The sequence below is a fragment of the Actinoplanes sp. NPDC048988 genome, from assembly GCF_043197815.1.
Lineage (GTDB): Bacteria > Actinomycetota > Actinomycetes > Mycobacteriales > Micromonosporaceae > Actinoplanes.
The window spans coordinates 105,073-129,297 of record NZ_JBICTW010000023.1 but is presented as its reverse complement, the minus strand read 5'-3'; the positions used below and the strand labels follow the sequence as shown (position 1 = coordinate 129,297).

Sequence of the window (24,225 nt, the reverse complement as noted above, 5' to 3'; positions counted from 1 at the left end):
GCTCGCAGAATCAGCCCATGCTTAGCGACCATTGGCCGCTGTATCGGCTGGTTCTGCGGACTCCCCGGCTGGAATTGCGTCTCCCCGGCGACGAGCTGCTGGCCGAACTGGCCCAGCTCGCCGCCGGGGGCGTGCACGACCCGGCCGTGCAGCCTTTCACCGCCGCCTGGACGGACGCGCCGGCCGATGAGATCGCCCGCGGCGTCCTGCAGTGGAACTGGCGGCTGCGAGCCGACTGGAGCCCCCGCAAGTGGGAGCTCGGCCTGGTCGCCATCGCCGGGGACCGGGTCGTGGGCACGCAGGGGATCGGCGCCGAGGACTTCGCCGTGCTGCGCGAGGTGGGCACGGGTTCCTGGCTGGGACGCGGGCATCACGGCCGGGGCTACGGCACCGAGATGCGGGCCGCCGTGCTCGAGCTGGCCTTCGCCGGGCTGGGCGCCGAGTTCGCGACCTCCGAGGCGTTCGCCGACAACCACGCGTCGTACGCGGTCTCGCGCAAGCTGGGTTATGCCGACGACGGCCTCTCCCGGCACGCCGTCCGCGACCGGGTGGCGACCGGCCGGCGGCTACGTCTCGATCGCGCCGCGTGGGAGGCGGCGCGCTCCATCCCCGTACAGGTGGAAGGTCTTGATCTGTGCCGTGGAATGTTCCTAGGAGCCGGGTAGCGTCAGTCGCACCGTGGTGCCGACGCCCGGCTCGCTCTCCAGATGCACGCTGCCGTGGTGGGCGTCGATGATCGACTTGACGATGGCCAGGCCGAGGCCCGGGCCCTGGGCCGCCATCACCTCCGCCGCCTGACAGCGGTAGAAGCGGTCGAAGACGTGCGGCAACTCGTCGGCCGCGATGCCGACGCCGTTGTCGATGATGACCAGCTCGGGTTCGTCGTTCGCCGTCGAGTCGATGGTGATCTCGCCGCCGGGGTCGGTGAACTTGATGGCGTTGACCATCAGATGGTTGAGCGCCTGGGCGAGGCGCTTGGCGTCGCCGCGGGCCGGCACCGCACCCTCCGTACGGTCGCGCAATTTGACCTCGCGGTGATCGGCGAGCGGACGGCACGCCGCGACCGCCTGGTGTGCGAGGTCGGCCAGGTCGACCTCGGCCAGGTCGAGCTGCATCCGCTCGTCGGTGAGCCGCGCGACCAGCAGCAGCTCGTCGATGAGCCGCAGCAGCCGGTCGGAGTTGCGCGACATGACCGACAGGAAGCGGCGGGAGGTGTCGGTGTCGAAGTCGTCCTCGAGCAGCATCTCCAGATATCCGCGGATGGTCGACAGGGGCGTGCGCAGCTCGTGGCTGACCGTGGCCAGGAACGAGTCCTTCATGCGGTCGAGCTGGCGGGTCCGGTCGGCGATCTCGCCGGCGTGCCGGGCGTACCGGCGCAGCTCCAGCTGGACCGCGGCGTGCTTGGCCAGGCTGCGCAGGGCCCGTCGCTGCGAGGCGTTGAGGGTGCGGGGCACGTGGTCGGCGACGCAGACGGTGCCGACCGCGTACGCCCCGTCGAGCACCACCGGCGCCCCCGCGTAGAACCGCACTCGGCCGGCCTCCTGGAGCACCACCGGGTTGTCGGCGAACCGCGGGTCGGCGGCGGCGTCGGGCACCTCGAGCAGTTCATGACCGTGGACCGTGTGCGCGCAGAACGACAGGTCGCGGTCGGTCTGCTCGATGTCGAGGCCGACCTTGGCCTTGAACCACTGCCGGTCCCGGTCGACCAGGCTGACCAGGCCCATCGGCGTACCGCAGATCTCCGACGCGAGCAGCGCGATGTCGTCGAAGTCCTCCTCGGGAGGCGTGTCGAGCACCTGGGCGTCGTGCAGCGCAGCCAGCCGGGCCGGTTCGTTGGCGGGCAGCGGCGCTCTCATGGCCTGATCGTCTCACCTCACGAGGCGCGATCTGGGCAGATACAGCCTGATAAAGCAGTCGGCACCTGCTCGTTCGAGCAGGTGCCGACTTGCTTATCGCCATCGGGCACGGGGATCTCTGCCGCACGCACCCGATCGGATGTCGGACTGAAGCATCACCCGGTACCGGAGACACACCGCGCACCCCGTGTGCGTCCGCCCGATCGGGTGACAGCCCGGCGTTTCGGGCTAGTCTGCGTAACGAGAGAGCTTTCACCATCTGGCCGGAGGACAAATCACCATGAGTCTCGACCGCGCCGTAGCCCCGGACCCGTACGATCTGCTGCCCCCGGTGCCGTCCTTCACGGTGACCAGCACAGATCTGCAGGACGGCCGGCCGCTCGACGAACTGTTCGCGCACTCCAGCGCGGGCGGCAAGAACGTGTCACCTCAGCTCGCCTGGTCGGGTTTCCCCGACGAGACCCGCGGCTTCGTGGTGACCTGCTTCGACCCGGACGCGCCGACCGGCAGCGGGTTCTGGCACTGGGTCCTGGTCAACCTGCCGGCGACGGTGACCGAACTGCCGCGCGGGGTCGACCCGCTGCCCGGCGGCGCCTTCTGCGTCCGCAACGACTACGGCGAGCGCAACTACGGCGGTTCCGCGCCGCCGCCCGGCGACCGCCCTCACCGCTACGTGTTCGCGGTGCACGCGATCGACGTGGACAAGCTCGACGTCGGCCCGGACGCGACGCCCGCCTACGTCGGCTTCAACCTGGCGTTCCATACGCTGGCCCGGGCGACCATCCGCCCGACGTTCCAGAGCTGAAGAAGCCGCCGGCCTCGGGCCGGCGGCTTTTTTCCTTGAAGTCAGGCGGGCGTCCGCGCCACCACGAAGACCGACTGGCCGAACGGCGGCTTCACGATCTGCTCGGCGGCCTTGGTCACCGGAAGCACGAGCGAGTCGTACACCTTGACCATCGGGCCCTCCTTGGGGGCCAGCTTGAAGATGCTGGTCGCGCCGTAGTAGCCGATCAGGCCCAGCGCGTTCGCGTAGTGCATCTTCTCGATCTGGAGGCCGGCCTCGGTCATGGCGGCGCGCATGGTCTTCTTCGTGTACCGGCGGATGTGGCCGGTGGCGATGTCGACCTGGCTCATCGCGAACATGAAGGCCGGGACGATGATGATGACCCGGCCGCCGGGGCGGACCAGCTCGGCCATGCTGCGCAGCGCGCCGACGTGGTCCTCGATGTGCTCGAGCACGTTGTACGAGACGGCGGCGCTGTACTCGCCGTTGGCGTCGGCCGCCGGCAGCAGCATCTGCCGCACGTCGATGTTCGGGTGATCGGCCATCCGCTCCTTGAGCTGGACGAGCCGGTCGGGGTCGGCTTCGGTCGCCGTGAACCGCGGAAGGTGCTCCGCCCACTCGATCGCGTAGTCGCCGAGACCGCTGCCGATCTCGATCGGGTTGTCCCCGAGGTACGGGAGAGCGAGCTCGACGAACCACCGGCGGTGGTTCACGGCCGTGGCGAGGCCCTCGAGCACTTCGGACTGGATCCGCTGGTCTCCAGTGATGTCTGCCATATGTAAGGTTCCCTCGTCTTGCCGATCGAAGCTGACAGCGGGACCGGAAGAGTTAACCATCTTCGGTTCGTAACCGAAAGTTGAGACCGGGACGCCCGCCCATTATTTGCCTGATTGAGACATAGGCAAGGTGGGTACTGCATGCGGTTGCTTCGCGTCCGGATAGCCCCGTTCATATCGGCTCGGTCACGCATGGCCCGCTTGTCACTGCAACGTTACGGACCTCGGATAGGCTCGCCGACGCTATGACGATTACGGGTATTGACTCGACAGGCCAGTCGGCTGGCGGGAACGTGCTTCCGCCCCGTCAAGTGACCGGGACCGAGGATCTCGACGCCGAGCTGGTGGCGCTCGAATCAGCCATCGCCGAAGCGCCGGCACGCAGCGCTGAACAGCGGAAAGTCCGTCAACTTCGCATTCCCGCATGGCGGGATCTCCTGGCCTGCGCGACCTTCGTCGTCATCGCGCTGTACGTCACCGCGCCACTCTGGCTCAATCTTGATCACCAGTTGCGCGATGATCCACAGGATCAGGCTTTCTTTGAGTGGATGATGGCGCATGGTGCGCGGGTGCTCACCGATGGCGCATATCCGTTCTTCTCCGATCGCATGAATTACCCCGATGGGGTGAACATGATGGCCAACACCTCGGTGCTGGCCGTTTCGTTGCCGATGACACCGGTGACGCTTCTGTTCGGTCCCCATGTGGCGTTCAACGTATTTCTCACGTTGGCTTTGGCGATCACCGGTATCTCGTGGTATTTCGCGCTCTCCCGCCACTTCGTGAGCTCGCGGCTGGCGGCCTGGGTCGGCGCGCTGTTCTGCACATTCGCGCCGAGCATGATCTCGCACGCCGGCGGCCACCCGAATATCGTCTCGCAGTTCCTGGTGCCCTGGATCATCCTGCGCACGCTGCGCCTGCGCGATCCCGGCCGTGCGGTGCGCAACGGCCTGATCCTGGCCGGCCTGCTCGTCTGGCAGGCGTTCATCAACCTCGAGGTCCTGTTCATGACGGCCGTCGGCCTGGGCGTGTTCTGCCTGGTCATGGCGATCGTCCGGCGTAGGGCCCACCCCGGCGAGATCCGGCAGTTCGCCGGCGGGCTGGCCGTCGCCGGCACGGTGACGCTGGCCGTGCTGGCGTACCCGCTGACCATCCAGTTCTTCGGCCCGCAGAGCTATCACGGCCTGCCGCAGTTCGTGCGGAACTTCGGGTCGGACCTCGCGTCGTTCACCACCTATTCGAGCCGTTCCATCGCCGGCAATTCCGCGGTCGCCTCCGAGCTCGCGCAGAACCCGGCCGAGGAGAATGCGTTCTTCGGCTGGGGACTGGTCATTCTCTTCTTCGGCCTGATCGTCTGGATGCGCCGGACGGCCACGGTCGTGACCCTCGGCGGCGTGGCGCTGCTGTACGCGGCGATGTCACTCGGACCGCGAATTTTCCTCAACGGCATCAACACCGGCATCCCCGGCATCTGGTCCGTTCTGCACAGCGTCCCGGTGCTCAACTCGGCCGTGCCGACCCGCTGGGCCATGGCCATCGCCCCCGTCGTCGGCATCCTGCTGGCCCTCGGCTGCCAGCGCGCGGCCGACCTGATCAAGGCTCAGCCCGCCGCCCGCGGCCCGGTCCGCGTCGCCATGATCACCGCCGTGGCGATGGCCCTGGTCCCGCTCGCGCCCATCCAGCTCCAGACCACCCCGATGGCGCCCACCCCGGAATTCGTCACGTCCGGCGCCTGGAAGCAGTACGTCGACGACAACCACACCGTCGTCACCCTGCCACTGCCCGACTCGACCTACCCCGACCCGCTGCGCTGGTCCGCCCTCACCGGCCAGGACATGCGCATCGCCGGCGCCTACGCCCTGCTGCCCAACCAGAACCCGCTCAACCCGAGCGACCGCACCGCGCTGTTCTCACCTCCGTGGCGCCCCACGAGCGGCCTGATGGCCTCCATCCGCCAGGGCAACCCGATCCCCGAGATCACCGACACCCGCCGCGAGATGACCCTGGCCGACCTCCGCTACTGGAAAGCCGCCGTCATCGTCCTGACCCCCCAGCTCCGCGACACCGAGATGCTGCGCACCATGACCAACCTCCTCGGCTTCCAGCCCACCTGGACCGGCGGCGCCTGGCTGTGGGACGTCCGAGCCCTGGTCGACAACCCCAACGCCATCCTCACCGGCCCCGACATCAGCTGAGTTTCGACGCGGCCTTCTCACGCCCAACGCGAGAGAAGGCCGCCTTTTTGCTTGCGCTGATCGGTTCGCCGCCGGCTCTTTCCGAGATACGGAATTAGCGAAGAGCCCCCGCCGTAATAGCCGGGCCGTCGTTGGTCACGCCCTCACGTCGCCGCCGGGCTGTGCTGCCGGGCTGAGCTTCAAACCCAACCCGCACCCGACCCCACCCAGCCCCGGCGGGCTCCAACCCGGCGGGCTCCAACCCGGCGGGTCCAACCCGGCAGGCTCCAACCCGGCGGGTCCAACCCGGCGGGCTCCAACCCGGCGGGCTCCAACCCGGCGGGCTCCAACCCCACCCGTCCCACCCACGCGGGCGCCAGCCCCGCCTGTCTCACCCCGCGCACACTGACCCTGACCGGCTCACCTACGCGGGCGCTGACCCTGACCGGCCCACTCACACGGGCACTAAACCCGACCAGCCCACCCACACGGGCACTAAACCCGACCGGCCCACCCACGCCAGGCACTGAACGTGACCGGCGCATTCTGTGCGGACACTGACCCCCACCGGCCCACCCGCGCGGGCTCCAACGCGCCTGGCCCAGACTTTGCGGTTCCGAACCCGCCGGGCACAGCCCCTGCGGACCTGACCCAGGAGGGCCGAGCCGCAGAGGGCTCAACCCCGCGAGGGTGCAACCTTGACCGGCCCCCACCCCGCCCCACCTCGGCGAGCTCCATCCGGTGGGCGCAACCCGGCCTGCTCAGCCGCCGAAGGATCGCCCCAGGCAGGCTCAACCCCGCCCGGCCCAGCAAGCTCAACCCCAGGCGGTCCAGCAGGCTCAACCCCGCCCGGCCCAGCAAGCTCAACCCCAGACCGCCCGCAAGCTCAACCCCGGCGGCTCAGCAAGCTCAACCCGGACGGCCCAGCGGGTCCGCCCCGCGGCTCAGCCTCGAAGGGCCTCTCGGGCTGAGAAGACGACGCTGGCGGCCAGGAAGGCGGCGTTCACCAAAGTGAAGAGGCCGACGAACCAGATTGTCCACTGTGGCGCCACGGCCAGAACCAGGCCGGCCAGGGCGATCACCGCGCCGTAGTCGCGGACCAGCTTGACCACGCGGACCGGGAGGGAGCGGCTGGTGACCATGCTGGCCGCCTGGGCGCCGGACTGCATGACCGAGGTGACCAGGTTGACCATCCACGTGCCGGCGAAGGCGGCCAGCAGCCAGGCCGGGGTCTCCGGCACCTGGGCCTCCGCGGTGGCGGCGATCGCGGCCACCAGGGAGATCTGCACCGCCACGTCGCACAGCACGTCGAGGCGGCCGCCGGCCGTGCTCGTCTGGCCGGTGACCCGGGCGAGCTGCCCGTCGGCGCAGTCGAACGCGTACGCCAATTGCCAGCCGACCAGCGCGAGTAGACCGATCGGCCAGGCCCAGACGTCGCCGTCGGCGACCGGGCCGGCCGCCGCGACCACGACGAACGAGACCAGGCAGCCGAGGCCCAGGTTGAGCACGGTCAGCACGGACGGCGCGATCTTGTGCTTGTACGCCTGTACCGCGATCCGGGCGCCGATGTGCTGGCTGAGGCCCTCGCTGAACAGGCCACCGCCACGGTTGACCGCGTAGTAGTCGGCCGCCGTGGGGGCGGTGGAGTCAGTGGGCGGCGACTGCTTCGACATATGTGGCCAGCTTTCGGCTGATCTCGTCGGGGGACATGGCGAGGTGTTCGAGGATCGTGTAGCGGTCGGGCCGGGTTCGCGGTGCGAACGCCACGACCTCGACGAACTGCTCGTGGGTGAGCCCGACATCGGACGGCACCCGGGGCAGGTGATGCCGGCTCAGGCATTCGGAGATCTGGACGAATCGCCGCTCGTCACCGCGCAGGAACGTGCAGAAGAGCGCGCCCAGCCCGGCCAACTCGCCGTGGGAGGCGGTACCCGGGTAGAGCGAGTCGATCGCGTGCATGATCTCGTGGTCGCCGCCGCTGGCCGGGCGGCTGCTGCCGCACACTGCCATGGCCAGGCCGCTGGAGATCAGCGCTTCGGCCAGGACCGTCGCGAAGGCGTCGTCGCTGAGATCACCGGGCATGGTGAGCACCGCCTCGGCCCCCATCCGGGCCAGTGAGACCGCGAGACCGTCGACCGGCTCGCCGCGCACCTCGCGCGCCAGCTCCCAATCCGCCAGCGCGCTGATCTTGCTGATCGCGTCGCCGATGCCGCCGCGGTTGACCCGATCGGGGCCGGTCTCCACGAAGTCGAGATCGATGATCACGCCGAACGGGATGTGGACGCCGTACGAGCCCTTCAGGCCGTCGTTGATCAGGCTGGCCACCGGGGAGGCGATGCCGTCGTTGGCCAGGCTGGTGGCGACGGAGATCATCGGCAGACCCCAGCGGCTGGCCGCGTACTTGGCCACGTCGACGGTGGTGCCGCCGCCGATGCCGACGACCGCGTCGTAGGGGCGGGAGCGCAGCTTGTCGGCCAGTTCGAGGGCGGCGTCGAGGGTGCCGCCGGTCGTGGTGAAGATGTCGGCCGACCGCAGCGACGGGCGGATCAGCTCGACGATGCGCTCGCCCAGGCCAGGACCGACCACCACGGCCACGTCACCGCCGGCCGAGATGCGGCCGTCGGCCAGGATCTGTCCGAGGTCGGCCACGGCGCCGCGGCGGACGATGATGTGCAGCGGCGCCTGGACGCTGCGGGCTAGTAGCGGCATGCGATGTCCCACGCCTTGGCCAGGTCGTCGTGGTTGTCGACCTCGACCCAGGGCACCTCGCCGATGGTCGCGGCCCGCACCTCGCCGCCCCGGTTCGCGTACTCCTGGAAGCCGTCCTCGTAGTAGAGGTTCGGGTCGCGCTCCCACGTCGTCTTGAGCGCGTCGGCCAGCGCGGACGCCGCCGAGGCCTCGATGATGTTGGCCCCGATGTACTCGCCGAAGGCGTCGGCCGGCTCCATCAGCTTCGTAATCTTGGTGAGCTGTCCATCCGGGCTGAAGACGGTCTTCATCTCCTCGTCAGCCAGCTTCTTCACATTGTCGATGGCGAGCAGAATGCTCGGGCCGCGGTTGTCGAGGAGGGTCTGTTCGACGCTGACCGGGTGAACGGTGTCGCCGTTGACCATCAACACGCCCTGCGCGAAGTGGTCACGGGCGAGCCAGAGCGAGTACGCGTTGTTCCACTCCTCGGCCTTGTCGTTGTGCACGAGGGTGATTTTCACGCCGTACTTGCTCTCGAAGCCGGCGACGCGCTCCTCGACGGCGTTCGCGCGGTAGCCGACCACGATCGTCACGTCCGGCAGTCCGGCGGCCGCGAGGTTGCGCAGCGCGATGTCCATGATCGTGGTGTCCCCGTCCACCGGGACGAGGGCCTTGGGCAGCGTGTCCGTGTACGGACGGAGTCTGCGCCCGGCGCCGGCGGCGAGGATGAGGCCGATCATGAAGTGGTCTCCCTAAATCTTCTTAAAGGCAGCACAATACGGCCCTTGTCCCACAGCCCGGACCGCGCGAGGCAGACGAAAATTCTATAGAGGCTGCTCGTAAGCTTGTCAGCATGACCGCTGAGCAGCTGATCTCTTTCGCCCGTGGCGCTCCGTCGCTGGACATCATCGACGTCGAGGGCCTCAAGGCCGCCGCCGCGCGCGCCTTCGACGCCGACCCCGCCGGCGTGACCGCTTACGGCACGTCCGTCGGTTACGTCCCGCTGCGCAAGTGGATCGCCGAGAAGCACGGCGTCTCGGCCGATCAGGTCATCGTCACCAACGGTTCGCTGCAGGCCGACGCCTTCCTCTTCAACCACCTGGTCCAGCCGGGCGACGACGTGGTGGTGGAGAAGCCGACGTACGACCGCACGCTGCTCAGCCTGCAGAACCTCGGCGCCAAGGTGCACCAGGTCACGCTCCAGTCGGACGGCATCGACGTCGACGAGCTGCGCGCCCTGCTCGAGTCCGGCGTGCGCCCCAAGCTCGCGCACATCATCCCGAACTACCAGAACCCGGCCGGCATCACGCTCTCGGTGGAGAAGCGGCACGCGCTGCTCGCGCTGGCCGTCGAGTTCGGTTTCACCATCTTCGAGGACGACCCGTACGTCGACATCCGGTTCCGCGGCGACGCGCTGCCGTCGATGCTGTCGATGGACAGTGACAACGCGGTCGTGCACGCCTCCAGCTTCACCAAGACGGTCTGCCCCGGCGTCCGCGTGGGATATCTGGTCGGCCCGGCCGCGCTGATCGACGCGATCGCCAAGAAGGCCACCAACCTCTACATCTCGCCCGGCATGGTTTCCGAGGCGATCGTGCACCAGTTCTGCGTCTCGGGCGACATCGAGCGCTCGGTGCGGACGGTGAGCACGGCGCTCGCCGAGCGGGCCCAGGTGCTGGCCGAGTCGCTGCGCAAGCACATCCCGGGCGCCACCTTCACCGAGCCCGACGGGGGGTACTTCCTCTGGGTCGACCTGCCGGGCGACGTCGACGTGGACAAGCTGTTCCCGGCCGCGATGAAGAAGGGTGTGGCGGTCGTCAAGGGCAGCGACTTCCTGCTCGAGGGCGGTAAGAACTCGCTGCGCCTGGCGTACTCGGCGGTCACCGTCGACCAGATCGACGAGGGCGTGCGCCGGATCGCCGCCGCCATCGACGAGGTTCGTGCCTGACGCGAGAGTCATGATCGGCGACCGGGCGGGTACGTCTACCCTTGCCCGGTCGTCGTCTGTGTGGGGAGGTCCAAGTGAGCGAACGGAACAGGCCGCTGTCGCGAGCCCTCTCCGCACCCCTTCGGGCGATGAACCGGGTGCTGGGCGCCGCCGACGGCAGCGTCACCGGCGCTCGCCCCGGTCACGGCGCGGGCAGCGCCGTGGTCGACTGCGCGGTCTATGTGGCCGGTCAGCGCCTGCCCGGCCACCACTCGCCCGACGAGGCGCTGAAGATCGCCTGCGCGCAGGAGAACGCCTTCGTCTGGCTCGGCCTGCACGAGCCGGACGAGGAGGAGATGGGCGCCATCGCCCGGACGTACGGCCTGCACGAGCTGGCCGTCGAGGACGCGGTGAAGGCCGAGCAGCGTCCCAAGCTGGAGAACTTCGGCTCGGTGCACTTCCTGGTGATGCGCACCGCCCGCTACGTGCCGCACAGCCAGCTCACCGAGACTTCGCAGGTCGTCGAGACCGGCCAGATGATGATCTTCGTGGGTGAGCAGTTCGTCATCACGGTTCGCCACGGTGACGCCTCCGAGATGGGCTCGGTCCGCGCCGATCTGGAGTCGAGCCGGGCCGACCTGCTCGAGCAGGGCCCGTGGGCGGTGGCGTACGCGGTGACCGACCGGGTCGTCGACCACTACGTGGCCGTGGCCGACAAGGTGGAGGTCGACCTCGACCTGATCGAGGAGGGCGTCTTCGCCCGCGACCAGGCCAGCCCGATCCCGGCGATCTATCAGATGAAGCGGGAGCTGGTGGAGTTCCGCCGCGCGGTGACGCCGCTGCAGCGCCCGCTGGCGATGATCGTGGCGCTGGTCCCCAAGCGCATCGGCAAGTACTTCCGCGACGTGCAGGACCACCTGACCCGTACGGTCGAGCAGGTGTCCTCGTTCGACGATCTGCTCAACTCGATCCTGCAGGCCCGGCTGGCCCAGGTGACAGTCGATCAGAACAACGACATGCGCAAGATCGCCGCGTGGGCGGCCATCGCGACGGTGTGGACGGCCGGCGCCGGCATCTACGGGATGAACTTCAAGTTCATGCCCGAGTTGGACTGGCAGTACGGCTATCCGGCGTGGTGGACCGTCATTCTGATCATCTCGGTGCTGCTCTACCGCGCGTTGCGGCGCAGCGGCTGGCTGTGACCATATAGACAGTGGCCCCTAGAGTGACAGGGTGCCGTCGCGTCAGGACCAGCTCCACTCGTACCAGTACTCGCTGCAGCGAGTGGTGGCCGCGCTGGTCACCCACGACCCCGATCCGCAGCGCTCACCGCTGCGCCGGGCCGGCACGACCGCCCTGGTCAGCCTGCTGATCGCCGCTCTCGCGGTGCTCGCCGCCACGATCTACGGCATCGTCACCGGCAACAGCAACGTCAGCCCGCGGAACGCGAGCGTCGTCTTTCAGGAGAAGGGCACCGGCGCCCGTTTCGTCTACTCGGAGGCCGACAGCCGGCTGCACCCGGTGCTGAACTACGCCTCCGGGCTGCTGCTGGCCAACGCCGAGGCGCCCGAGATGAAGGGCATCTCGTCGGAGAAGCTGGCCACCGTGCCGCTCGGCGACCCGCTCGGCATCCCGGACGCGCCCGACTCCCTGCCCGGCAAGAAGGCGCTGCTCACCGAGCGCTGGTCGGTCTGCACCGACAACACCTCCGGCTCGCCGCTCAGCACGCTGCTGGCCGGGGTCCGGCTCACCGACGGCGCGGTGCTCGCGCAGCGGAACCAGGCCCTGCTGGTGAGCGACCCCAGCGACCGCACCTATCTGATCTTCGGCAACCGGCGCTTCGCCATTCCGGCCGGCCGGGTCGACGTCACGCTGAACGCGCTGCGTCTCGGCGCCCGGTCGCCCTGGCCGGTCTCGGTCGCCTGGATCAACGTCGTGCCGGCCGGCCCCGACCTGGTCGCGCCGCGGATCCCCGGCATCGGCGGCGACTCCGCCGGCAGCGACTTCCGGGTCGGCCAGCTGGTCACCGACTCGCGGCAGGTGGCGGTGATCCTCGCCGACGGCAAGGCCGTGCTGACCGAGATGCAGGCCGCCCTGATGCGCACGGTGCCGGGCGCTCAGCAGCCGATCCCGGTGGGCAACGACTTCCTGAGCATCCCGACGTCACAGACCCGGGTCAGCGACGCCGGCGACCCGGACGGGCTGCCGCCGACCGTGCCCGCGCTGGCCGACGGCACTCCGGCCAAGGCCTGCATCACACTGCCGGTGGACAAGGCCGGCGACGGCATCCGGCTCGACCCGACCACTCCCCAGGGTCTGGCCGTCGCCGGAGTCCCCGGCGCTGACAACAGCGTGCGGGCCGACCGGGTCTTCGTCGAACGCGGCCGGGGGGCGGTCACCGCCTCGGCCGCCTCGTCGACCGCGCCGGCCGGTTCCGGCACGGTCAGCGTGGTCACCGACACCGGCCGGCAATACCCGCTGGCCGGCCGGGCCCTGCTCACCAAACTGGGGTACGGCGGGGTCAAGCCCCAACAGGTCCCGGCCGAACTGATGTCGCTCATGCCGATGGGCCCGGCGCTGGATCCAGCGCGGGCCCGTCAGACAGCTCCGCAATAGCTACAGAGTCTTCGGCGCCGTGTCCGGCACCGTGCCGTTCGGCGACGACGTGAACGTCTGCGGCTGGTCCGGCTCGAACGTGGCGTCGTCCGCGCCGGTGGTCCGGGCCGTGGTCAGCGGCGCCGCCGGCTCGTACTCGTCCCACTGAGCGGCCTGGCGGCGCTTGTTCAGGTACGCCGCGCCGATGCCGACCGCCGTGCCGAGCAGCGCGAAGCCGAGAAGCTTGGAGCCGCGGCCCTTCTTCTGCTTGCGGGCCACCGCCTTGTTCGCGCGCTTCTGCAGCTTCTTGGCTTCCTTCTTGTTCTGCTTGGCCGACTTCTTGCTGACCTTGCCGACCTGCTTCACGTTGTCGCTGGCCGCGGCCACCAACGGGGTGATGGTCGCCACGGCGCTGCCCCAGCCGCTGGCAGCGGCGTCCTTGGCCTTCACGGCGGCCGGCTGAACCCGGTCCACCGCGGCGGTCAGCGTCGGGCCCACTGTCGCGCTGGTCTCCTGCGCGGCCAGCGTCGCGGCGCGCTTGAAGTGATCCACGCCCTGATTGAGCTCGTTCTTCATCCGCCGGTTCCGGCTCTTACGGCGCATCGTTGCCAACACCAGTGCCCACCTCCTGTGGCTCTCTCCCACGTCATCGTGCCCTGCTTCGGTACCCCCGCGCTGCCGCTTTCAGACACATGGGGGAGGATCCGAACTGCAAAGAACTGTCCAATCGCCCCCTGAGAGGTACCTGTGGGGCGACCGTGACACAGACAGGAGTACCCGTGGCCGAGACGCTTTACGCCACCCTGCACACCAACCATGGCCCGATCCGGCTCCAGCTGTTCCCGGATCACGCCCCGGCGACCGTGCGCAACTTCGTGGAGCTCGCGGAGGGCACGAAGGACTACGTCGACCCGCGCACCGGCCAGAAGGGCAACGGCCCGTACTACGACGGCACGATCTCGCACCGGGTCATCGCCGGCTTCATGATCCAGCTCGGCGACCCGACCGGCACCGGTCGCGGCGGCCCGGGCTTCCAGTTCGCCGACGAGTTCCACCCGGAGCTCCAGTTCGACCGCCCGTACCTGCTCGCCATGGCGAACGCCGGCCCGGGCACCAACGGCTCGCAGTTCTTCATCACGGTGGCCCCGACCCCGCACCTCAACCGGCGGCACACCATCTTCGGCCAGGTCGCGGACGAGCAGTCGGCCAAGGTCGTCGACTCGATCGCGACCACGCCGACCGGCCCGGGCGACCGTCCCCGCGAGGACGTCGTCGTGGAGCGGGTGGAAATCGAGCGGGCGCAGTCCTGAAGTACCGTTGATACATGAGTGAGGCTCCCTCGACGGTCCCGGTCTGCTACCGCCATCCGTCGCGGGAGACCTACATCCGGTGCACCCGCTGTGAACGGCCGATCTGCCCCGATTGCATGAACGAGGCGTCCGTCGGTCACCAGTGTCCGGAGTGTGTCGCGGAGGGCAAGCGAAGCCAGCGGCCGGCGCGTACCGCTTTCGGCGGCAGCCGCGCCGGTACCGCGGGCTACGTGACCCGCACGCTGATCGGCATCAACGTCGCCGTGATGGCCCTCTCGGCCATCCTCGGCGGCGCGAGGGCCCTCGCCGGGAACGGCGGCTGGTTCGGCCTCATGGGTTCGGAGACGCCGCTCACCCGGTGGGGCGAGGTGCTGGGCTACGCGCCGTACGTGCTGGGCGGCGAGGCGCACGGCATCGCCGCCGGCGAGTGGTGGCGGCTCGTCACCGCCATGTTCCTGCACTACGGCCTGCTCCACCTGGGGCTGAACATGTGGCTGCTCTGGCAGCTCGGCCGCTACCTCGAGGTCCAGTTGGGCCCGTTGCGCTTCGCCGCGCTCTATCTGCTGGCCGGTCTCGGCGGCAACGTGGCGGCGTACCTGTTCACCCCGCAGAACCAGCCGGCCGCGGGCGCCTCGACCGCGATCTTCGGATTGTTCCTGGCCATGATCGTGGTGAACCGGCGGCTCAAGCGCGACATCAGCCAGCTCATCCCGTTGCTGGTGGTCAACCTGCTCTTCACCTTCGCCGTGCCGAACGTGTCGATCGCCGGCCACCTCGGCGGCCTGGTCATCGGCGGCGCGGTCGCCTACGTCCTGGCCTACGCACCGCTGCGCAACCGCAGCCGGGTGCAGCTCGCCGGCTGCGCGGCGGTGCTGGTCGTGCTGGTGATCAGCGCTGTCGTACGTACTCAGATGTTGCTCTGAGGCGCTGACATCCGCAGGTCGGCCAGGGCGGTGGCGACCTCCTCGGGCTCGGCGCCCAGATCGTGGGTGCTGAGCAGGTAGATCCCGTCACCCGCGTCCAGCTCGAGCATCTCGCTGCGGAGACCCCGATGGGTGCGGCGGTCCACCCGTACTCTCTCAATTTGGTCCCAGCGCAACCGGCGACGGCGCGCGTACCCGGTGACCACGGTGACCCCCGCCGGATCCGCCGCCAGGCGGACCGGCGCGATCAGATCACGCAGTCCCCACAACGCCAGTGCGAGGCCGGCGATCGCGGCGAGCACCCACCGGATCGGGTCGTTCCCGGCGAAAGCCAGCGCCAGCGCCACGACCGCAACCGCACCCACGAGCTTCGAGACCGGGAGGACCGGCTTCACGCGCCACTGCATGCCCCAACTATGCAGTGACTTCCTCGCGCCGGCACCGTTGAACGCCGTATGGACGTCTTCTCCCGTACGTTCCTCCCCGCCGCCGCCGAGGCCGGTGTCGCCATCCCGACCGTGAGCCGGCACATGCCCATCTTCCGCCGCTGCATCGAGCCGGACGAGAAGACCGTGCTGGTCAGCCGATGTCTGCGCCCGGACGCGCCGCTGGCCGGCGAGTTCATGATGGTGCTGACCTATCGCCGCCTGGTGGTGACCCAGGAGACGAAGGTGCTGCATCGGCTGCGGCTTCATCTCAACACCAATTTGCGGCATTTGAGCAATGTTTCGTGGCGCCCGGACCCGGCCCGGTCCACCATGGACGTCACGGCGACGGCCGTGGACGGGGTCCGCGAGCAGTTCCGGATGCGTCTGGCTCACCCGAAAGCCGTCATCCACTTCGACAAACTGCTGCAGAACGTCTTCCGGCCGCGCGCGATCGCGGCGTAAGGCCGGCCTAGAGGAACGCGCTGATCGAGGCGCGCAGGCCGGCGGCGTCCAGGCCGTGCGCCCGCGCGTGGTCACGCCAGGTGCCGTACCGGCGTACCTCCGCCTTGCCCACCCCCAGATGCAGAGCGCGATGCGGCAGGCCCGTCAGGGCCGCACTGACCGCCGCGGCCGAGGTGCCGGCCAGGTAGGGCTCCACCATGATCACTTCGTGCTCGGTGAGGGCGCGCAGGCCGTCGGCGTCGAGCGGGCGCGGCGTGTTCGTGTAGGCGACTGTGACGTCCAGGTCGCGGGTCGCCTCCAGGACCGGATCGAGCATCGGCCCGACCGCCACGACCAGCGGGCCGCCCCGGGTGATCACCCGCAGGTGAGGCCCGGCGTGCGCCTGCCGGTTCTCCTGGACGCCGAGCCGGACGTACACCCGGTCGTCGTGCCGGGCCGCGTCGCGCAGCATCAGCGGCACCTCGTCGCGGTGCCCCGGCACGTGCACGGTCCAGCCGTCGAGCGTGTCCAGCAGCGCCACGTCGCCCGGCGACTGATGTGTGTAGCCCTCGGCGGCCGCGTCGTAGGAGCCGCCGATGCTGACCAGCACCGCGCCCACATCTTGATGACCAAGATCCAATTTCACTTGCTCGTACGCCCGGTCGATCAGGAACGGGGCGTACGAGTGCACGTAGGGCCGCATCCCGGTGAGCGCCAGCCCACCCGCGACGCCGGTCATCAGCTGCTCCCGGATGCCGACGTTGATCACGCGGTCGGGGTGCCGGCGCTTCGCCGGGTCGAAGGGCTCGGCCGAGATGTCGGCCAGCACCAGCGCGGTACGCGGATCGTCGGCCAGCAGCCGGGTGGTGGTGTCGATGAACGTCTGCCGCATCGTCAGCTCCCCTTCTTCTCGACGGTCGCGATGACCAGGTTCGGGCGGTCGTGCGTCTGGCGAAGGGCGCACTCCAACGCCGCGTGGTCGTGCCCGTCGACGATCGCGACGTCCCAGCCGACGAACCGGGCGGCGATCCCGCCCGGCCAGCCGTGGGTGGCCGACTGGTTGTCGATCACGATGGCGGTCAGCGGCAGCCGGGTCGCACCGGCGTACGCGATGGCCTCGTGATTGGAGCCCTCGTCCAGTTCGGCGTCACCGACCAGCACGAAGGTGCGCGTGTCCGGGAAGCCCTGCGCCCGCAGGCCGAGCACGGTACCGACGGCCAGGCCCAGACCGTGCCCGAGCGAGCCGGTGCCGACCTCCACGCCCGGAATCCGGACGCGGTCGGGATGATGGCCGAGCGGGCTGTCCCACCCGCCGAGGTCGTCGAGGGCCGATTCCGGGATGAAGCCCTTGGCCGCCAGCACGGCGTAGTAGGCGGCCGGCCCGTGCCCCTTGGAGAGCAGGAACCGGTCACGGCCGGGATCGTCGGCGGTCTCCGGGGTGACGTTCAGGACGCGGTCGTAGAGGACCCAGAGAACGTCCAGCGTCGAGTGGGCACTCGGCGCGTGTTTCTCGTCGCCGGTCAGCCGCCGCAACAGCGGACGGAGCCGGTCGGTGTGCATCGCGGTGACTGTCATGAGGATAGGCTGCAAGTTGAAGTTCACTTCAACTCAAGGACCCTCATGGAGACCCTGACCATAGGCGACTTCGCGGTGCGCAGCGGCGTGACGCCCTCGGCTCTGCGCTACTACGAGCGGGAGGGCCTGATCCGCTCCACCCGCACCGGCGGCAACCAGCGCCGGTACGACCGCTCCGAGTTGCGGCGCGTGGCCTTCATCCGCATCGCCCAGCAGGTCGGCGTCTCGCTCGACGAGATCAGAACGGCCCTGGCCGACCTGCCGGAGAACCGGACGCCGACCAAAGCGGACTGGGCCAAGCTGTCCGCACACTGGCGTCACCGCCTGGACGAGAAGATCGCCCTGATGGAACGCCTGCGCGACCAGTTGTCGGGCTGCATCGGCTGCGGGTGCCTCTCCCTGCACCGCTGCAAGCTCATCAACCCCGGCGACCGCCTGGCCTCGGACGGAAGCGGCCCGCGCGTGCTGCTGTCAGACGCGGACCGGGACAGCTGAGGAGGCGCCCAGGACGGCGCCCCTGTCGTCCAGGGCCTCGGCCACCACGTACTCCGGCGTACCCGGGATCTTCAGGGTGGTCTCGAAGCCGGAGCGGGGCGCCTCGATGGTGCCGCCGGTGAGGACGTCCGGCTGGGCGCCCCAGCGCGCCCGCCACGTCGCGACCGCGGTGGCGCCGTTCCAGCTCGCCGACACCGTCACGGCGCCGCCGTCGACACGCAGTCCGAGAGCCGGACGGTCCAGCGGCTCGGCCGTCCATTCGGCCTTGTAGGCGCGGTACGACTGGTTGTCGAGCGGAATGTGGCCGGCGAACCGCACCGAGCCGTCCGCGGCGTGCTCGGTGAAATGCGGCATCTGACCCCACCCGATGAACGAGCCGCCGTCGGCCAGCTCGCGGAAGCTGCCCTGCGTGGGGGCCGAGATCCGGTCGGGGTGCAGATATTCGGCCACGAAGGTCGCCCTCCGGGCCTTTTCGTCCACTGTGAACACCACGCCGCGCGAGTAGTCGCGGACCTTGGTCACCCCGGCCCCGTTGTCGAAGACGCTCCACGAGCCGTCCCGCCGCTGCCGGAAGTCGTGCTGCCAGGCGAAACTGGTCCGCTCGTCGACGGCGATGTCGGATTTCTTGCCGCCGAGCCGCCAGCGGACGGCGCCGGTCCTCCGGTCGATCTTGTAGACGGCCCAGGTGTGCCGGGCCGAGATGATCAGATCGCCGTCGGCGGCCAGGCCCACCGAGTTCGCGTGGAAGTAGTCGTAGGGCAGGTGGGCCGAGTCGCCCTGGGGCAGCGGTGCGTACGACTCGGCCACGCCGACGTGGTCGCTGGAGCGCCACTCGAAGAGCTTCCGGCCGGTCGCGATGTCGATCTCCTGGAGCACGCCGTCGTGCAGCACCCCGTCCTTCGGCCCACCGACCGGCGTCAGGTCGTACGCCACCGGGTCGTACACCCAGAAGAGGGCCGTGTCCCGGGGCGTGATGACCAGGTCGTGCTGGTCGGCCTGCTCGGTGCCGGCCGCCCGGATCCGGGTGATCTCCCGGTACGACCGGTCGGCCACCACGAACTCACCCTGGCCGACCCCCTGCCCGCCGGTGCCGCCGATCGTGCCCTCCCACCAGGTCAGCACCGGCTGCTTCCGGTACTGCTGCACCTTGAAGTCGATCGACACGGTGGCCGGCGGCGGCGTCTGCCGGAACCAGACCGGCGAGCCGGCCTCGTCGACCATCAGCGGACCCCACAGGCTGGTGCCGGAGGCCGGACTGAGCAGGATGTTCCCCGGCGCCGTCCCGGACGCCGGCGTCGTGATCGTGACGTCGGCGATCTTCTGGAAGTCGGGCCGGGAAGCGAATGTCGCCGCCGGCCCGGCCGCCGGCTCCGGCTCGGACGTCGTCGCGGGCGTGCCGAGCGCGTAGCCGAAGCCACCGCCGGCGACTCCGGTGAGCGCGGCCGCGCCCACGCCGAGCAGAAGGTTCCTCCGGGTTGTCACCGACCGAGCCTTCCCGGTCGGCGACCTTTCCTACCTCGGTGAGCGCTCGGAGTTCGCTGAGAGTCCGGCGTAGATCTCCAGGAGCCGGGCGGTGAGCACGTCCGGGTGGAAGTGCCGCAGGTAGCGCTCGCGGGCCGCCCGGGCCCGGGCCGGCGCCTCGTCGCGGGCCAGCGGCAGGGTGGCGGCGATCGCCTCCGGCTCCGGCGGCACGACCCAGCCGGTCTCGCCGATGATGTACGGAATGCCACCCACCGCCGTGCCGAGCGCCGGCCGGCCCGCCGACAGCGCCTCGAGAAGCACCGTGGGCAGCGTGTCGTTCCACGTCGGGGTGTGCACCACCACGGCCGACGCGCGGCGAGCCGCCTCCATGCCCGCTTTGTCGAGGATGCCGAGATATTCGACATCCTTCCGCTCCCGGGAGACCCGTTCGGCCAGCGGCCGCAGCTCGCCGTCGCCGGCGATGCGCAGCGTGCCGAGCGAGCCGTCCGGATGCCGCTGCCACGCGTCCAGCAGCAGGCCCAGGCCCTTCTCGGGGGAGAGCCGGGCCCCGTACAGGAACCCCTCGCCCAGCGGCTCGGGCTCGCCCGGATCGGGCAGGCCGTTCGGCTTGATCACGATGTGCTCGTCCGGGATGCCGTAGTCGCGCAGGTGGGCGGCGATCCGGTCGGTGAGCGCGATGAACCGGTCGACCGAGCGCCACGTCGGCCGGTGCACGGCGAGCGTGGTCGCCATCAGCGCGCTCTGCGCGGCCGAGCCCCGGTAGCACTTGTGCTGCACCGCCGGCCAGCCGATCAGTTTGCCCCGGCAGTCCTGGCAGTTGTGCCCGTCGCGGAAGTACAGGCCGGAGGAGCACACCTGCCGGTAGTTGTGCACGGTCTGCACCACCGGCACCCCGTGCTTGTGCGCGGTCCGGACGACCCAGGGCGACAGCAGCGGGTACGGGTTGTGCAGATGAAGCACATCCGGCCGTTCCGCCTCGAGGAGCTGGGACAGATCCCGCTGAGCCGACCGCCCGTAGATCGGCGAGAGCGGCAGCAGCGCCTTCTCGGCCAGCGGCAGCTCGCCGATCGAGTCGGAGCTGCGCTGAAACGGGATCACCTCGGCCCCCGCCGCGCGGAGCTGGGCGATCTCGGTGTCCACGATGACGTTCTCACCGGACGGCATCGCTTCTCGATACCGGTTGTGCGCAACGACGACCTTCACGCTCGGAAACGCTACCGTTGACCCTGTGCCCGAACTTCCTGAGGTCGAGGCGCTCGCGGCCTATCTGCGTGAGCGCGCGGTCGGCCACACCGTGCAGCGCTTCGAGGTCTCGTCGTTCAGCGCCCTGAAGACGTACGACCCGCCCGCCACCGCCGTCAACGGCCTGGAGATCACCTCCGCCGGCCGGCACGGCAAGTTCCTCGACATCGGGCTGGGGCCCGACATTCATCTGGTGATCCATCTGGCCCGCGCCGGCTGGTTGCACTACCGCGACGCCTTCAAGTCGCCGGCGCCGCTCAAGCCCGGCAGCGGGCCCATCGCGATCCGGGTGCGCCTCGACGACGGTTCCGGCTTCGACCTGACCGAGGCCGGCACCCAGAAGTCGCTCGCGGCCTACCTGGTGCGCGACCCGGCCGAGGTGCCCGGCGTGTCGCGGCTCGGCCCCGACGCGCTCGCCGTGTCGCGCGACGAGTTCGCCGAACGCCTCCGCGGCCGTAACGGCCAGGTCAAGGGCGTGCTCGTCGACCAGGAGGTGCTGGCCGGCATCGGCAACGCCTACTCCGACGAGATCCTGCACGTGGCCAAGATGTCGCCGTTCGCGCTCACCGGCAAGCTGACCGACGAGCAGATCGACACGCTGTACGCGGCGATGCGTGAGGTCGAGACCGACGCCGTCGCCCGCTCGGTCGGGCAGAAAGCGGCCGAGCTCAAGGGCGAGAAACGGGCCGGCATGCGGGTGCACGCCCGTACCGGCCTGCCCTGCCCCGTCTGCGGCGACACGGTGCGGGAGGTGTCGTTCGCCGACAAGAGCCTCCAGTACTGTGCGACCTGCCAGACCGGAGGAAAGCCACTCGCCGACCGACGCCTGTCCAAGTTGATCCGTTAGCGCCGCAACGGTCACCCTGCGTACAGGAGTGGGAAAGCGGCCTGAACGTCCGCTTCTCTCCGCCCGATCCATCGGTATAGTGGCCCGGTCCAACGTAACCGTCACACGTTCGAGCGGGCCCCGGAGTCGCGGCTGCCCTCGAATTCCGTGGCGGTGCGTAATCTTTTCCGGATGCGGGAGGACGTAGGCGAAGTGACCGCTAGCCTGCATCGCCCAGTTACCGACAGCAGCCGGAGCAGACCCGTGCCGTACGACAGCTTCGAGTGGCAGCAGGAGCCGCCGCCGAGCAACGGCGTACCCCGATCGGCCTGGACCCGGCAGCACAAGCGCCTGTCCCGCTGGCACCGGCCGTACACGGCGGTCCTGGTCTTTCTCGATCTTCTCGCGGTGTTGTCGGCGAGCTACCTCGCCGCGACGTACCTCGAGAAGGCGAAATCCGGCTTCCAGGAGCGGTCGCTCGGGTTCCTGCACGGCGCCGAGCTCTTCTACTTCTTCGCCTACCTCGTGCTGCCCCTCGGGTGGCTGATCCTGCTCTGGGCCAACGGCACGTACGACCGCCGCTACCTGGGCCTGGGCAGCGAAGAGTTCAAACGCATCGTCCGCACCTCGGTCACCGTGGTGGCCTGCGTGTCGCTGCTCGCCTTCGCCACCAAGACCCAGCTCTCGCGTGGCACGGTCGCCCTGGTCTCGCTCAGCGCGGTGCTGTTCCTGCTGCTCGACCGGGTCCTGGCCCGCCAGGTGCTGCACTTCGCCCGCCGGCGCACCGGTCACGGCGCCCACCGGATGGTGCTGGTCGGCACGCTGCCCGAGGCGCTCGAGGTCTACACGGCGGTCACCCGCAGCCCGGCCGCCGGCCTGATCCCGGTCGCCATCCACATCACCGACGGTTACGCCGCCGCCCGCGGCATAGAGACCCCGGTGCCGGTCTACGCCGCCCGCGACGTGCTCTCGCTGGTCCGCGAGGTCGGCGCCGACACCATCGCGGTCTGCGGTTCGGCCAGCGCCGAGCCCGGCGAGCTGCGCCGACTGGCCTGGCAGCTCGAGGGCACCGGCGTCGACCTGGTGGTCGCGCCGCAGCTCACCGACATCGCCGGCCCCCGGGTGCACATCCGCCCGATCGAGGGCCTGCCGCTGCTGCACGTCGAGGAGCCGACCCTCTCCGGCCCCGGCTGGCTGATCAAGAACCTGCTCGACCGGGTCGCCGCCGGCATCGGCCTGCTCCTGCTGAGCCCGATCCTGCTGCTCATCGCGATCGGCATCAAGCTCTCCGACCCGGGCCCGGTCTTCTTCCGGCAGCCCCGCGTCGGCCACGAGGGCCGCACGTTCCGGGTCTGGAAATTCCGCACGATGTACGTCGACGCGGAAGAGCGCAAGCGCACGCTGGAAGAGCTCAACGAGTCCGACGGCATGCTCTTCAAGATGAAGAACGACCCCCGGATCTTCGCCTTCGGCGCCAAGCTGCGGGCCACCTCGCTCGACGAGCTGCCCCAGCTGATCAACGTGCTGAAGGGCGAGATGTCGCTGGTCGGCCCGCGCCCGCTGCCGGCCGACGACGGCGACTACTTGGGCGACGTCCGCCGCCGCCTGCTGGTCCGGCCGGGAATCACCGGCCTGTGGCAGGTCTCCGGCCGCTCGGATCTTTCGTGGGACGAGGCCGTACGCCTGGACCTGTACTACGTCGACAACTGGTCCCTGACGTACGACCTCAGCATCCTCTGGCGCACGATCTGGGTCGTCTTGCGGCGCAAGGGTGCGTACTGACCGCGGAGCGAAGCGGAGCCAGCCAGCTCAGCTATGCGGGCAGGTGTCCCGGTACTCCTGGATCGCGGATCCGGAGGGTGCCGGGCACAGGAACTGGTCGTAGCGGGTGTCGTTGTCGATGAAACGCTTGAGCCACGAGATCGAGTACTTCGCGACTGTCACATTGGCCGAGGTCGGCGCCGAGTGGCTGGCGTTGTTGAGCTCCAGGTACGCCTTGTCCGGCGCGGACGTCATGCTCGTGTAGAACGGCTCGGAGTGCGAGCTGACCGGCGCCACCGTGTCGTTCTCGGCACCGATGATCATCGTCGGTACCCGGTCGGTGCTCCAGCTCTTGGTGCCGTGCCAGGGGGTCAGCGGGACGGCCGCCTGCAGCGACGGCCGGGTGCGCGAGGCCGACAGGCTGCCGCCGCCACCCATCGAGTGGCCCATGACGCCGAGCCGGGTGGCGTCGATCCGGGTGCGGACCGAGCTCTGACCGGTCAGGTAGTCGAGCGCGGCCAGCAACTGGGTGCCCCGGCTGTCGGGCTGGTCGAGAGTGCTGTTGGTGTCGATGGTGATCACCACGAAGCCCTGTGAGGCGAGCCGCGGCCCGAGCCAGGAGACGCTGGACTGCGAGGCGGTGAACCCGGGCGAGATCGCGACCGCTCCGAAGGTGCCCGACGCGGTGCTGGTGGGGTAGTAGATCGTGCCGCCGCCGAACCCGCTGACCGACGAGCGGGCCACGGTGACCTGGGCGATGGCGAACGATCCGCGGCTCGCCTCGATGCTGGCGTTGGTGGGGGCCGGACCACGCTCGTAGGGGTTGGCCGCGGCTTGCGCGGGTGCGGCTGGGACGGCGAAGGCGACGGCGACCGCGGCGATCAGCGCGAGTCTCTTCATGGAGCACTCCCTGGGGTGTGGGGTGTGGGGTGTCGCACATGT

25 protein-coding genes are annotated in these 24,225 nt (G+C 69.7%); 12 read left to right on the top strand and 13 right to left on the bottom strand.

The annotated features are described in order from the left end of the window. Nucleotides 1–17: 17 nt before the first annotated feature. Nucleotides 18–665 carry a GNAT family N-acetyltransferase gene (locus tag ACGFJ7_RS42640; protein ID WP_392647798.1) on the top strand — a complete coding sequence of 216 codons (648 nt, stop codon included), beginning with the start codon at nt 18–20 and terminating at the stop codon, nt 663–665. Here ACGFJ7_RS42640 and ACGFJ7_RS42635 read toward each other — a convergent pair. Beyond that, the gene (locus ACGFJ7_RS42635; RefSeq protein ID WP_360247714.1) at nt 651–1,856 is read right to left on the bottom strand and encodes a GAF domain-containing sensor histidine kinase; all 1,206 of its coding nucleotides are present in this window, start codon (nt 1,854–1,856) and stop codon (nt 651–653) included. The two genes, ACGFJ7_RS42640 and ACGFJ7_RS42635, sit on opposite strands and share 15 nt — an antisense overlap. A gap of 280 nt (nt 1,857–2,136) precedes the next feature. Here ACGFJ7_RS42635 and ACGFJ7_RS42630 point away from each other — a divergent pair, with 280 nt between their 5' ends. Further along, nucleotides 2,137–2,661: a YbhB/YbcL family Raf kinase inhibitor-like protein gene (locus ACGFJ7_RS42630; RefSeq protein WP_360247716.1), complete on the top strand. Its 525-nt coding sequence runs from the start codon at nt 2,137–2,139 to the stop codon at nt 2,659–2,661. Nucleotides 2,662–2,702: 41 nt separating this feature from the next. Here the strand turns inward: ACGFJ7_RS42630 and ACGFJ7_RS42625 are convergent, their stop codons facing one another. Then, nucleotides 2,703–3,416, bottom strand: coding sequence for a class I SAM-dependent methyltransferase (locus tag ACGFJ7_RS42625; RefSeq protein WP_360247718.1), 714 nt, complete (start codon nt 3,414–3,416; stop codon nt 2,703–2,705). 356 nt (nt 3,417–3,772) lie between these two features. Continuing rightward, complete coding sequence (locus tag ACGFJ7_RS42620) at nt 3,773–3,976, bottom strand: hypothetical protein (RefSeq protein ID WP_392647793.1); 204 nt, start codon at nt 3,974–3,976, stop codon at nt 3,773–3,775. Between the two features lie 48 nt (nt 3,977–4,024). On the opposite strand from ACGFJ7_RS42620, the gene ACGFJ7_RS42615 reads away from it, so the two are divergent. Continuing rightward, the gene (locus ACGFJ7_RS42615; RefSeq protein ID WP_392647790.1) at nt 4,025–5,611 is read left to right on the top strand and encodes a hypothetical protein; all 1,587 of its coding nucleotides are present in this window, start codon (nt 4,025–4,027) and stop codon (nt 5,609–5,611) included. 923 nt (nt 5,612–6,534) lie between these two features. On the opposite strand, the gene ACGFJ7_RS42610 is transcribed toward ACGFJ7_RS42615, so the two are convergent. The 3 genes from ACGFJ7_RS42610 to ACGFJ7_RS42600 are packed head-to-tail and all read right to left on the bottom strand — an operon-like array spanning nt 6,535 to nt 9,018. Further along, entirely contained in the window at nt 6,535–7,263 is a 729-nt protein-coding gene (locus tag ACGFJ7_RS42610) for a CDP-alcohol phosphatidyltransferase family protein (RefSeq protein ID WP_360247724.1), read from the bottom strand. Continuing rightward, nucleotides 7,238–8,299: an iron-containing alcohol dehydrogenase family protein gene (locus ACGFJ7_RS42605; protein WP_392647788.1), complete on the bottom strand. Its 1,062-nt coding sequence runs from the start codon at nt 8,297–8,299 to the stop codon at nt 7,238–7,240. The genes ACGFJ7_RS42610 and ACGFJ7_RS42605 overlap by 26 nt, the downstream gene beginning before the upstream one ends. Continuing rightward, a complete protein-coding gene (locus tag ACGFJ7_RS42600; RefSeq protein ID WP_392647786.1) occupies nt 8,287–9,018 on the bottom strand; it encodes a sugar phosphate nucleotidyltransferase in 732 nt (243 codons plus the stop codon). The genes ACGFJ7_RS42605 and ACGFJ7_RS42600 overlap by 13 nt, the downstream gene beginning before the upstream one ends. A 113-nt stretch (nt 9,019–9,131) precedes the next feature. Between ACGFJ7_RS42600 and ACGFJ7_RS42595 the strand changes: the two genes are divergently transcribed. Genes ACGFJ7_RS42595 through eccB form a run of 3 tightly spaced genes read left to right on the top strand, consistent with a single transcriptional unit; the run spans nt 9,132 to nt 12,821 of the window. Beyond that, nucleotides 9,132–10,226 (top strand): PLP-dependent aminotransferase family protein, encoded by a 1,095-nt coding sequence (locus ACGFJ7_RS42595; RefSeq protein WP_392647784.1) that lies wholly within the window; start codon nt 9,132–9,134, stop codon nt 10,224–10,226. 56 nt (nt 10,227–10,282) lie between these two features. After that, the gene (locus ACGFJ7_RS42590) at nt 10,283–11,407 is read left to right on the top strand and encodes a magnesium and cobalt transport protein CorA (RefSeq protein ID WP_392647818.1); all 1,125 of its coding nucleotides are present in this window, start codon (nt 10,283–10,285) and stop codon (nt 11,405–11,407) included. Nucleotides 11,408–11,438: 31 nt separating this feature from the next. Further along, nucleotides 11,439–12,821 (top strand): type VII secretion protein EccB, encoded by a 1,383-nt coding sequence (eccB, locus tag ACGFJ7_RS42585; RefSeq protein WP_360247734.1) that lies wholly within the window; start codon nt 11,439–11,441, stop codon nt 12,819–12,821. Here eccB and ACGFJ7_RS42580 read toward each other — a convergent pair whose 3' ends face one another. Further along, nucleotides 12,822–13,415: a hypothetical protein gene (locus ACGFJ7_RS42580; RefSeq protein WP_360247736.1), complete on the bottom strand. Its 594-nt coding sequence runs from the start codon at nt 13,413–13,415 to the stop codon at nt 12,822–12,824. Nucleotides 13,416–13,579: 164 nt separating this feature from the next. Here ACGFJ7_RS42580 and ACGFJ7_RS42575 point away from each other — a divergent pair, with 164 nt between their 5' ends. Continuing rightward, on the top strand, nt 13,580–14,110 hold the full coding sequence (locus ACGFJ7_RS42575; RefSeq protein ID WP_360247738.1) for a peptidylprolyl isomerase: 531 nt from the start codon (nt 13,580–13,582) through the stop codon (nt 14,108–14,110). Nucleotides 14,111–14,124: 14 nt separating this feature from the next. Continuing rightward, nucleotides 14,125–15,033: a rhomboid family intramembrane serine protease gene (locus ACGFJ7_RS42570; protein ID WP_360247740.1), complete on the top strand. Its 909-nt coding sequence runs from the start codon at nt 14,125–14,127 to the stop codon at nt 15,031–15,033. Here ACGFJ7_RS42570 and ACGFJ7_RS42565 read toward each other — a convergent pair. Beyond that, nucleotides 15,018–15,440, bottom strand: a complete 423-nt coding sequence (locus ACGFJ7_RS42565) for a PH domain-containing protein (protein ID WP_360247742.1) — start codon at nt 15,438–15,440, stop codon at nt 15,018–15,020. The two genes, ACGFJ7_RS42570 and ACGFJ7_RS42565, sit on opposite strands and share 16 nt — an antisense overlap. A gap of 48 nt (nt 15,441–15,488) precedes the next feature. Between ACGFJ7_RS42565 and ACGFJ7_RS42560 the strand changes: the two genes are divergently transcribed. Beyond that, on the top strand, nt 15,489–15,923 hold the full coding sequence (locus tag ACGFJ7_RS42560; RefSeq protein WP_360247744.1) for a hypothetical protein: 435 nt from the start codon (nt 15,489–15,491) through the stop codon (nt 15,921–15,923). Nucleotides 15,924–15,930: 7 nt separating this feature from the next. Here ACGFJ7_RS42560 and ACGFJ7_RS42555 read toward each other — a convergent pair whose 3' ends face one another. Further along, entirely contained in the window at nt 15,931–16,794 is an 864-nt protein-coding gene (locus tag ACGFJ7_RS42555; protein ID WP_360247746.1) for a transketolase, read from the bottom strand. Nucleotides 16,795–16,796: 2 nt separating this feature from the next. Next, a complete protein-coding gene (locus ACGFJ7_RS42550; protein WP_360247748.1) occupies nt 16,797–17,477 on the bottom strand; it encodes a transketolase in 681 nt (226 codons plus the stop codon). 45 nt (nt 17,478–17,522) lie between these two features. Between ACGFJ7_RS42550 and soxR the strand changes: the two genes are divergently transcribed. Beyond that, nucleotides 17,523–17,972 carry a redox-sensitive transcriptional activator SoxR gene (gene soxR, locus ACGFJ7_RS42545; RefSeq protein ID WP_360247750.1) on the top strand — a complete coding sequence of 150 codons (450 nt, stop codon included), beginning with the start codon at nt 17,523–17,525 and terminating at the stop codon, nt 17,970–17,972. Here soxR and ACGFJ7_RS42540 read toward each other — a convergent pair. Together ACGFJ7_RS42540 and ACGFJ7_RS42535 are read right to left on the bottom strand one after the other, a co-directional pair. Further along, nucleotides 17,949–19,454 (bottom strand): arylsulfotransferase family protein, encoded by a 1,506-nt coding sequence (locus tag ACGFJ7_RS42540; RefSeq protein ID WP_360247752.1) that lies wholly within the window; start codon nt 19,452–19,454, stop codon nt 17,949–17,951. The two genes, soxR and ACGFJ7_RS42540, sit on opposite strands and share 24 nt — an antisense overlap. 30 nt (nt 19,455–19,484) lie before the next feature. Then, on the bottom strand, nt 19,485–20,657 hold the full coding sequence (locus ACGFJ7_RS42535; RefSeq protein WP_392647779.1) for a glycosyltransferase family 4 protein: 1,173 nt from the start codon (nt 20,655–20,657) through the stop codon (nt 19,485–19,487). 25 nt (nt 20,658–20,682) lie between these two features. On the opposite strand from ACGFJ7_RS42535, the gene ACGFJ7_RS42530 reads away from it, so the two are divergent. After that, complete coding sequence (locus ACGFJ7_RS42530) at nt 20,683–21,543, top strand: DNA-formamidopyrimidine glycosylase family protein (protein WP_360247756.1); 861 nt, start codon at nt 20,683–20,685, stop codon at nt 21,541–21,543. Between the two features lie 171 nt (nt 21,544–21,714). Next, nucleotides 21,715–23,304 carry a sugar transferase gene (locus ACGFJ7_RS42525; RefSeq protein ID WP_360247758.1) on the top strand — a complete coding sequence of 530 codons (1,590 nt, stop codon included), beginning with the start codon at nt 21,715–21,717 and terminating at the stop codon, nt 23,302–23,304. 27 nt (nt 23,305–23,331) lie between these two features. Here the strand turns inward: ACGFJ7_RS42525 and ACGFJ7_RS42520 are convergent, their stop codons facing one another. Continuing rightward, a complete protein-coding gene (locus ACGFJ7_RS42520) occupies nt 23,332–24,183 on the bottom strand; it encodes an alpha/beta hydrolase (RefSeq protein ID WP_360247760.1) in 852 nt (283 codons plus the stop codon). Between the last annotated feature and the right edge of the window lie 42 nt (nt 24,184–24,225).